Below are 9,524 nucleotides of genomic sequence, written 5' to 3'. Positions count from 1 at the left end.
GATACAACCTCTGTTGCCGAGCTGACCCAAGAGCTCTTCGCCGATGCTAAAGCGCTCGGCATCAAAACCACTGAGATCGAGGAAGACGTGGGCAGCGCCTACGAAGCGATCCTAAACGCGGTGTTCCGCCGTAACGGTCACTTGGCAAACTGATCATGTCCGACCTAGGCCGGACGCCTTCGCAAGCGCAGATCGCAGTTGGCGCCACCATGGGGTGATTGCTGGGCACCACGGCAAGAAGCATTGTTGTTAGTCGCTTCCTCAAACGGCTCTACTGACATCCCAGATGTGAGGTTTGTTCCCGCTCATGTCTCGGTCTTTGCAAGGGTACACGTAGGGTCGGAGAGCGAAAGCGCTCTGCGTCCTGCAACCAAGAGGTACACCGCGCTCTTTGCAGCACGTGTCGAGCGTCGTCGGCGCATATGTTCATGTGTGCTCACGGAAAGCGCGCCCAGACAGACCGACCGGGCAAGGGTGGGTGCGAGGAACGCGGAAGGGAGGCGGAGCCTTGCACTCAAGAAAGACCTGCGGCACATCTCAGCAGCCAGCGATATCAAGCTCGAGCAGCATCCAATGATTGCCAGTCGGGTGCCATTAAGTACCAAATCGCGGTCGCAGTATAGCTCCAGGCCTGTGAGCTCACCGCCGCAGCAATTGTCACCAGCAGGATTAGCACCATCGTCTCGCACGTGGTTTCGGTGGCGTCGTACATTACATTGGCGGGAGTGTGAACAGACCTCAGGAAGCTCACCCTTTCGTAACTTCGCTTGACTAGGAGGAACTGTGGAAGCGTTGTCTATCCCCACCCTAGGAATGATCCTGCTCACGGCCTCGCTGGTGGCCATGATTTCGAGGCGTCTGCGGCTGCCTTACAGTGTCGGCTTGGTTGTCGCCGGCATTGCACTGAGCTTCCTCCCGGGCGTTGCCGAGCTGCCTCTCAGCCGTGATCTGATTTTCACCGTGTTCCTGCCGCCGCTGATCTTCCAGGCTGCCCTGGAGATCGAGTGGCGTCACTTCAGAGTAGATCTGCCGGTGACAGCGCTGCTTGCCTTTCCAGGGGTCGCGATCGCAGCTGCGGCAGTGGCGGTCGGCATGCATCTGCTGCTTGGGTGGAGCTGGATTGGAGCGAGCCTGTTCGGTGTGCTGATCGCCGCCACGGACCCGGTATCAGTGCTGGCGGCCTTCAAGGAAATGAAAGTGCAAGCTCGCCTCCGTCTCCTTGTCGAATCCGAAAGCCTACTCAACGACGGTGCAGCCGCGGTGGGTTTTGCAATTCTCATCTCTGTGGCTGCTGGCGCCAGCGCAACGCCGTTAGCTATAGCGTCGTCATTTGGCTGGACAGTGACGGGTGGGGTGGCCGCAGGCGCGGCTGTGGCAGCGTTAATTCTTCTTATCGCGGGGCGGACTGAAGATTACCTGGTTGAGATCACATTGACAACGATTGCCGCCTACGGCTCTTTTCTTGCCGCTGAAAAGTTCGGCATGTCGGGTGTGCTGGCGACGCTGACTGCCGGCCTGCTGGTCGGAAATGTCGGCTGGAAGGGTGCTATCTCGGCCAATGCACGAAGCCACGTGCTCGCCTTTTGGACCTATTCGGCGTTCCTGGCCAACTCCATTGTGTTCATTCTGATTGGTGGACATGAAGCCCACCAGCCGTTGGGGATCTTTTCCGCAAGCTCCTTTATTGCTGTCGTGCTCGTGCTCCTCGGCCGCGTGCTGGCCATCTATCCACTCTGTGCCCTGCTGAGGGGGACCTCACTCCAGGTCAACGTCAAGTACCAGCACATTCTGGTCTGGGGAGGACTGCGAGGATCGCTTGCACTGGCGTTGGCCCTTGCACTGCCGCAAGGGATACCCGAAAGGGGGGAAATCATCGTCACGGCGTTTGCTGTCGTGGCGTTTTCAATTTTCGTCCAGGGCCTCACTATGCCTTGGCTTATCCGAAGGATGGGGCTGACGATTAGAGACTGAGACTTGGTCGCCCCGCTCCGCCGCCGACCTAGACGCCCGACCAGTCACCGGCTAAGCAGAAGAGGGGATCGTCATGCTGATGCGATCCGGCGTCGCACGGCCACGCACCACCGCCGTGACAGCGCGCCTTCATCGCCACCTTGAAACCCCCACCCATCTCCAAGAGTCTGGAGCGGGTGGGTCCGCGTCAAGCAAGAGCTAGTAAACATCCCGCTTACAGGCGCTCAGAGCGTTCGTTCGGGATGGCATTGGTCGTCATGGCAAGACGATCTAAAACCTTGCGGGATCTTTCGTTGTTCGAAGCGTCGCTTCGATGGTCAAGTGGAGGTCATCCAACTGTGCATCTGCCCGTCGCTGAAATTCCCGCGCGAATTTGATCAGCGAGGCGTCTGGATGCTAAGGGCTCGGCGCGTTCATTTCCGAGCGACCCAGTTGACCAACTTGGGGTCTGGATTCTGCTTTCCGGTAAGTGTGGCGACCAACGACGCGGCGTGATACCGCCATTGGTCTTTCGGGATGTTGTCTTCGACCACCAGTCTCTTGAATGACCGATGTCCACTCAATGAACGCCACCTTCTCGCCTGTCATGGTCTCGATCGACTTCACAGGGGTTCTCAATCCACGCCCGCGCACCTGCGGCGTGCTTATCCAGGCGCATCAGGTTCGGCCTCTATCCGGGGCAGAGCAAATGGTTCGGAGCCGCCTTCAGCGACCCGGTCCACGCTCAGCAGGCTGCGCGCATACTCCTGCTGCGCACGAACAATGGCATCATTCTGCTGCGAGGGAAGAAAGACCGGCAAAGCAAGGCACACACTTTGTGTGGCCAACAGCTTATTCCAGTTCGCGACCAGCGCCTTGAAAGCCCGTCCAACCGCCCTTGGATTGCGGTCGAGGTCATAGAGGCCCAGCGGATTGACCCGTCCGTTGTTCTCCCGAAGCGCACTGTCCCAGTCCACCTGATCCGTCAGTGAGTACCAGGTGAAGCCTACGATGGGAATGCCGTCGTTGCGGATGCGCAGCACGTTGGCCCACTCTTTCCACAACCAATAGACGGCCTCGTCTCCATTAGGGCCTTCGCTGATGTTGGTCTCTGTATGCATGACAGGTAGCCGGTAGCGGTTGAAGTACTGCCGCGTGATCTCGTCGTAGCCAAACACCTCGCCGGACCCGGACGTCGTGCCGTCTTCCCAAACCCGATGTTCGTTGGTCTGGTAATAATCGGTGCCCATCACGCAATGCCGACGCAGATGGTTCTCCAGGAAGAAACTGTATTCTTCGGCCGTCATCCCGTTTTCGAGAAGGTAACGATAGGTGCGCGCGTCGACGTCGTGACCGTAGTTGAGATCAAGCGACAGGAAACGCTCTCTGTTGAACCGCTCCGCCCCTAAGATCGCCTCGGGAGAGTCGGCGTGGAAGTATTCCGAGGATTCGCTCTGAATAAAAATCGCGTCCGGTCGCACCTCGAGGATCGCCCGCATGGCAAGCACGTTTGCCTTCACGATGTGCTTGAGGGCGGTGACGAAGGCGGTGTCGCTGCTCAGTTGCTCGTTCCACCAACCCCAGCGGGCTGAAAAGGTGGCGCAGATGAACATCTCATTTATTGGCGTGAAGAGCTGGATCCACGGATAGCGGATCGCAAAACCCCGGGCATAGTGTTCGAATAGTCTCGGAAAGTCGGGGTTCTGGAAATTACCAACCCAGTCCGGCACGCCAAAATGGCAAAGGTCGACGATCGGGAGAACGTCCTTCGCCTTTAGGTCGGAGAAGGTCTCGTCGGCGAAAGCCCAGTCGTAACGTCTATCAGCTAGCCACGTTTTGTGAATGGGAGGTCCGTAGCGGAGGAAATGGAGCCCGAGGTCCTGGACGAGTTCGAAGTCGGTGCGCCATCGATGGTAGAAGCGACATTTTTCCAGTTCGTCGACCCGCTCCCGCCCTCCTCGAATAGTCGGTGTGCTGTTCTCGATGCCGGTGGCAAACATGAACGTGAACATTGATGGTCCTCAGCCAATGCAGACATGCCTGACTTGCTCAACGTTCAGTGCTCCACGCCGTTCCTGCAAGGTGGTTGAGGGTCGGTGATCCTGGCCTGGCCGAGGCGGTTGTCCACCGTAACCACGCACAGCGTCTTCGGCGAAGCCTTCGCCAAGTCGAGCCTGAAGGAGTTCAGCGACAGCCGGTCGATCGGTGCCAAGCTCGGCTTCAGTGTCAAGTGGTAGTCGGCAGGTTGCAGGCTGATAGGGGCAATGAGCTTGGCGCCGAAGCGAGCCGGGCTGATACGAATAGATCAAGATATGATCCGTAGGAACTGGGGCTGAAGCCTCCTGCTGATGCAACTGCTGCGCTCTGATGGGCTTTGCCATTTCGGTGTTTGCGCAAAAGATGATATGGGTTCCGGGCGGTGCGACGTCACTCCAGGAGAGCTACCAGGACTGGAGCCTCACATGTCATAGATCGCCTGCGCTGTCTCACAGCAACAAACGCAGCAGAACGGCCAGCGGACAAGGCTGTCGAGCTCAGGCGGATCAGCGATGGGACCTTGGCCGGCAACCTCGTGCTTCCGTGGGCTTCTGCTCGACGCCGGCGCAAGCCTGCAGATCGACGACGGCCCGTCGCTCGACGTGCTTCGCTTCTCGACCTGCGTGCCCGCCGGCTGCATCGTCCAGCTCACCCTCGATGAAGGAACAGTGGCCGCATTGCGGGGAGGAGCGGCGCTGAAGAGCGAGGTCAGGAGCACCGATCAGAAGGAGGCGCTGTGATGGCCGGGATTGCGAGATTTCTAGCGGCTATGATACTGGAACGAAGTCTGCCGCCTGGTTTCTGCGGCTCGGATCGCAATCGACGCCGTAACCGGCAGGCCGGGTATTTAGTCTTCGGACAGAGCGAGTTCGGCGCATCTCTCGATATTCCAATTGGTCTCTCAGGATGCGCCAGGACCATCCTCCCTTCCCAACCGGTGCAATCTATGATCCGCTCCCGCCACAGGAGGATCGCATGGCATTCTCTGTTATCGGGGCTGGGTTCGGCCGCACCGGCACGCACACTCTGAACTTGGCGCTTGAAATGCTCGGGTTTGGGCCGTGCCATCACATGGAGGACGTCAACTCTAACCCCGAGCACCGCGACCTGATCCGCGCGGCCGGGCGCCGCGAGCCGGCGAACTGGGACGTCGTCTATGCCGGTTACAAGTCGGCAGTCGACTGGCCGACGGCCTATTTCTGGCGCGAACTCGCCGAGTATTTCCCCGACGCCAAGCTCATCCTCACCGTTCGCAACCCCGAGGACTGGTACAGGAGCGCACGCGTCACGATCTTCAACACCATGGGCGAGACCGCCGACCCGCAAAGTTTTGGCCGGGCCGTCATAGAGACGAAAATTTTCGGCGGTCGTCTCGACGACGAAACCCATGCTATCGAAGTGCTCGAAGCCCACAACGCCGAAGTGATCTCAGCTTTCCCGCCGTCGCGCCTGCTGGTCTGTAAGGTGGCCGACGGCTGGCCGAACCTGTGCGCCTTTCTCGGCGTGCCGATCCCGGCTGAACCCTTCCCCCACAGCAACACCACTACCGAATTCCGAAACCGCTTCGCCAAATAAGCCCCACACCGAGTTCGACGCCGAAGCCAGGCCAATGCGCGTAGCAGCCTGTCCACGCCGGCTCCGTTGCGTGTAACCAACGGGGGAGCGGGTGCATCAGAAAGGGACGGTGGGCGCTGTTGGGCGCGAAGGTGCCATGCGGCTAGCCGCTCTCGGATGTCCGCTACTGGGCGGCGGCCATGATAAGTGCAATGGCCAACTTGAGGCGCAAAGTCGCCCGACTGCAACAGCGTGCGCGTGTTCGACCATGATGTCAGTGGCACCATAGCGGCGGCGCGGAGAACCTCGCCCCACGTACGCCCAGGCTGGTCGAGGGACGGCTGCAGGATTGCGAGGAGCCGGGTTGCCGATGCGTCGGCAAGCCGGTCCTCAAGGGGTCATTTTTAGGTAGGCACCGGCTTGATCTGACCAGAATGCAACGGCGGCCGAGAGTTAGGCCTGCCAAGGCCACTTCGCGCATTCGTTCCGAACCTGCGTACGACCAAGACCCAGGTCTGCAAGCTGATGGTCTTCGAGCTCGGCCAGCTGTCCACGTTGGCGGTAGAGTTGTATCCAACGCGATACTATCACAATAGGTCCTGTCGCATTGTTGATGATGTGACGAACATGCGTCGGCAACGACGACGGAGGCCTCCGGCCTTCAGTAAGTGGGTGATTGAACATTTCTCATCCTCTCGCTGCATCCATGTTGACGTGTCGCGCTGAAATGCTCCAATCTGCCCACGGGCGCAAAGCATGGTTTCTCGTGCTTGGCCGAATTTTTCTCATGACATGGTAGAAAATTGGCTCGCCGACTGCCATCACTCAACGCCCTCAAGGCCTTCGAGGCCGCGGCTCGCCACGGGAGTTTCACCAGGGCGGCGGACGAACTATCCGTGACGCAGGGCGCGGTGAGCCATCAGGTGAAGGCGCTCGAGCTCGAATTGGGCGTCAGGCTGTTCGATCGCGAACGTCAAAAGCTGAGCATCACGCGAGCCGGCCTCTCCTATCTAGAGGTGGTACGTGATGCCTTCGACCGTATAGCTCTCGGCACGCAACGCATTCAGCATCTATCCAGGGCCGGCGCGTTGACGGTCAGCACGTCGCCCGACTTTGCCTCCAAGTGGTTGGTAAATCGCCTTGGCAGGTTTGCAGAGACGCATCCGGACATCGACCTCAGGGTTTCCGCAACCATGCATCACGTCGACTTCGCAAGAGAGGACGTCGATCTTGCCGTGCGGCATGGCGATGGCAACTGGGCTGGGCATGATGTTGTCCGCCTGTGTTCCGAGCAGCTGTTCGCGGTTTGCAGTCCCAAACTTCATCAGCGGATGCGCGAGCCGTCCGATGTGTTGAAATTTCCGCTGCTGCATCTTGATGACCGGAAGGACTGGTCGGAATGGCTCGAGGCTGCTGGCGTGCGAGATGCCAAACTCTCCCACGGACCGGTCCTGAACCGTGCCAGCATGGTCATAGACGCCGCTGTCGACGGCCAGGGCATCGCACTCGCCCGCACCACGCTTGCGGCTTGGGATCTCATCAACGGGCGCCTCGTCAGACCGTTTGCTACGGCTCTGCGATTGTCCAAGACATACTGGATCGTCTGCCCCCGCGCGATGTCGATGGTCCCTAAAATCATCACATTTCGTGAATGGCTGTTGGCCGAGGCCGCTGACGACGTGTCTCGCCTCCAGACGCTCGATCCATAGTGGCACGTTAAACCGCGAACGCACGGCAGTCGCAACCGCTCGACTGCGACGGCGAGGGTCCGGTTATCAGTCTCAAGCAGTGATTCAGACGAAGGCAGATAAAGTTCGGCTGACGCGCACCCGCGGTCGCCGGAATGTCAGCGCTTAGGCATTCGCAAAGTAGAACTCTAGGACCGATTTGAGGGGCAGCGCTGACATTGATCGGGAACAGATAATCCGTAATGCCGCCCGCAGGTGCCGCCTTCGACTAGGTGCTTCCAATCCACGTGACAAGCGCACACCAGGACCACCGCCACTCTCTGAAATGAACTCTATTCCGGCTGCTTCGAACGTTGCTTTAAGCTGAACTATTGTGGACTGTTTCAACGTCTCGCCTCGTTCGAATCGCACAACGGTTTGAGTTGAGACTCCGGCCTCCTTAGCAAGCTCTAAAACCCCCCAGCCCAATGCAGCTCGTGCCCGTTTTGCCGCGGGGAGGAAATAGGACGCGCCTTTAGTGCCGCGATCATGCTGACCCCAAGGGAACTTTCGATCAGTTCGCCCCAGTTTGTCGAAGGGCGCTTAATGTGTCGCGGTCGAGATGTTTTGGTTGACGCTAAAAAAGTTGGTCGGGTCGTATTTGCTTTTCACTTCCGCAAGCCGTCTGTAGTTTTCGCCGAATGAGGCGCGGATAACTTGGTCCGCGGGCTCGCTCTGAAAGTTCAGAAGGTGCATCCCGCTCGAATGCGGCTCGAACGCATCATACATGGCGCGTACCCAGGCAATATGCCTTTCGCTTTCGGCCGGATCCACCCACTGCGCGGTCATTCCTATGTTGTATTCCGCGCCGCGCTGGGCGAAGGCGGATTCAGCGCGACTGATCCTGCCTGGCGCGCCGCCATAGAACTCTACGATGCAGGCCGAAAGAGGCGACTTCATGCGATTTCCATGCTCGACAAGCAGGTCTATGATCGTGTCGGTAAGTTGCGGAACGAAGCTCGCCTTCCAGAAATTGTGGGTGCCGTCCGGGAAAGCGCCGTCAAGCAGCTTCTGCATCGTCGGGAAGGGCATTAGCTGGATGGCATCGAGCATTGGGGGACCGAAAGCTCGCAGCGGCGCCAGCACACGTGCGCCTTCTACCACGTCACCGCACCAGCATGCGATTACGCCGATCGCCGGCATGCCGTCCGGTGTCGTCAGCATGGCCGCGTAGGCAGTCAGTTCCTCCGGTGCCGTGGCCATGAAGTCACGATAGAAGCGCAACACCTCACCGGACTTGTCGCGTGCGTGAACGATCAGGCCGCCGAGCACTGAAGATATTTGCTGCGCCCGGAAGGTGAAGCAGGTGACGATGCCGAAATTGCCGCCGCCGCCGCGCAAAGCCCAGAACAGGTCGGGGTGTTCTTCCATGCTGGCCGTCAGCAGGTTGCCCTCCGCTGTCACCAGCTCAAACGAAATCACATTGTCGCAGCTCAGTCCGTACTTGCGCACCAGCCAGCCTACGCCGCCGCCGAGCGTCAGACCGGCAACGCCGGTCTTAGAGACGACGCCGACCGGCACCGCCAACCCATGCAAATGCGTCTCTCGGTCGAGATCGCCAAGCGTCGCGCCGCCCTGAACTCGCACGGTCTGGGTCTTGGGCTCAACCATCACGCCACGCATGGCGGAGAGGTCGATCACGATGCCGTTGTCGCAGAGCGCGCGCCCGGCGACATTGTGACCGCCCCCACGCACCGCGACAAGAAGGTCGTTTTTAGAAGCGAATTTCACTGCGTGGATTACATCAGCGACACCGAGGCAGCGTGCGATCAGTCCAGGGTGTCGATCAATTGCCGCGTTCCAAATACGGCGTGCCTCGTCGTAATCGGCATCAGCGAGCCGGATAAGGCGGCCAGCCAACCCCGAAGCGAACTCATCGATGAGGTCGGCGCCAATCGGCATGCCATTGCGACTTTGAAGCTGCGTCTCTAACATATCCTCCTCCTCAACTTCTCACCGCGTAAGCTCAAGCCTCGCGGTGAGAAGTAGCATAACACCAGTTGGCGGGCCTGTGACGCCGAAAACACCTTCGATCCGATAAGTGGCGCTCGGTGCGGAATGGCCGCTTTTGCCAACTGGATTCTAGGAAGCTGCCAGTCGGCTCGCGGCCCCATGACAGTCACATCAAGCAACGGAGAGGCGCACGCCACCAGCCGAGCAGCTCGCACACCACGGTATACCTCGACTAACGTAACACCGCCGCCGGTTGCGGCGTAACATCTGGGTGGATATCGACTATCTGTGACAGGGTAGCGT

The 9,524-nt window shown here is 59.4% G+C and carries 6 protein-coding genes and 1 pseudogene; 4 read left to right on the top strand and 3 right to left on the bottom strand.

Annotated features, from left to right (window positions below; all coding sequences use genetic code 11):
- The first annotated feature begins 783 nt into the window (after positions 1-783).
- Positions 784-1,971, top strand: a complete 1,188-nt coding sequence (locus EN955_RS31930; protein ID WP_013525270.1) for a cation:proton antiporter — start codon at positions 784-786, stop codon at positions 1,969-1,971.
- A 644-nt stretch (positions 1,972-2,615) separates the two neighbouring features.
- Here the strand turns inward: EN955_RS31930 and EN955_RS31925 are convergent.
- Positions 2,616-3,962 carry a family 1 glycosylhydrolase gene (locus tag EN955_RS31925; RefSeq protein ID WP_127218607.1) on the bottom strand — a complete coding sequence of 449 codons (1,347 nt, stop codon included), beginning with the start codon at positions 3,960-3,962 and terminating at the stop codon, positions 2,616-2,618.
- Between the two features lie 459 nt (positions 3,963-4,421).
- On the opposite strand from EN955_RS31925, the gene EN955_RS31920 reads away from it, so the two are divergent.
- From EN955_RS31920 to EN955_RS31905, 3 genes are all read left to right on the top strand, one after another.
- On the top strand, positions 4,422-4,727 hold the full coding sequence (locus EN955_RS31920; protein ID WP_081714437.1) for an invasion associated locus B family protein: 306 nt from the start codon (positions 4,422-4,424) through the stop codon (positions 4,725-4,727).
- Positions 4,728-4,962: 235 nt separating this feature from the next.
- Positions 4,963-5,562, top strand: a complete 600-nt coding sequence (locus EN955_RS31915) for a sulfotransferase family protein (protein WP_013525272.1) — start codon at positions 4,963-4,965, stop codon at positions 5,560-5,562.
- Positions 5,563-6,344: 782 nt separating this feature from the next.
- The gene (locus EN955_RS31905) at positions 6,345-7,250 is read left to right on the top strand and encodes a transcriptional regulator GcvA (protein ID WP_024505892.1); all 906 of its coding nucleotides are present in this window, start codon (positions 6,345-6,347) and stop codon (positions 7,248-7,250) included.
- A 264-nt stretch (positions 7,251-7,514) separates the two neighbouring features.
- On the opposite strand, the pseudogene EN955_RS31900 reads toward EN955_RS31905, so the two are convergent.
- Both EN955_RS31900 and EN955_RS31895 read right to left on the bottom strand, forming a co-directional pair.
- Positions 7,515-7,715: pseudogene (locus EN955_RS31900) on the bottom strand (helix-turn-helix transcriptional regulator); the annotation flags it as partial.
- 96 nt (positions 7,716-7,811) lie between these two features.
- The gene (locus EN955_RS31895; RefSeq protein ID WP_013525274.1) at positions 7,812-9,203 is read right to left on the bottom strand and encodes an FAD-binding oxidoreductase; all 1,392 of its coding nucleotides are present in this window, start codon (positions 9,201-9,203) and stop codon (positions 7,812-7,814) included.
- Positions 9,204-9,524: the final 321 nt, after the last annotated feature.

The sequence above is a fragment of the Mesorhizobium sp. M7A.F.Ca.CA.001.04.2.1 genome (assembly GCF_003998485.1).
In the GTDB taxonomy this organism is placed as follows: Bacteria; Pseudomonadota; Alphaproteobacteria; order Rhizobiales; family Rhizobiaceae; genus Mesorhizobium; species Mesorhizobium ciceri.
The sequence above is the reverse complement of the archived record's forward strand: the minus strand, read 5'-3'. Positions and strand labels throughout refer to the sequence as shown.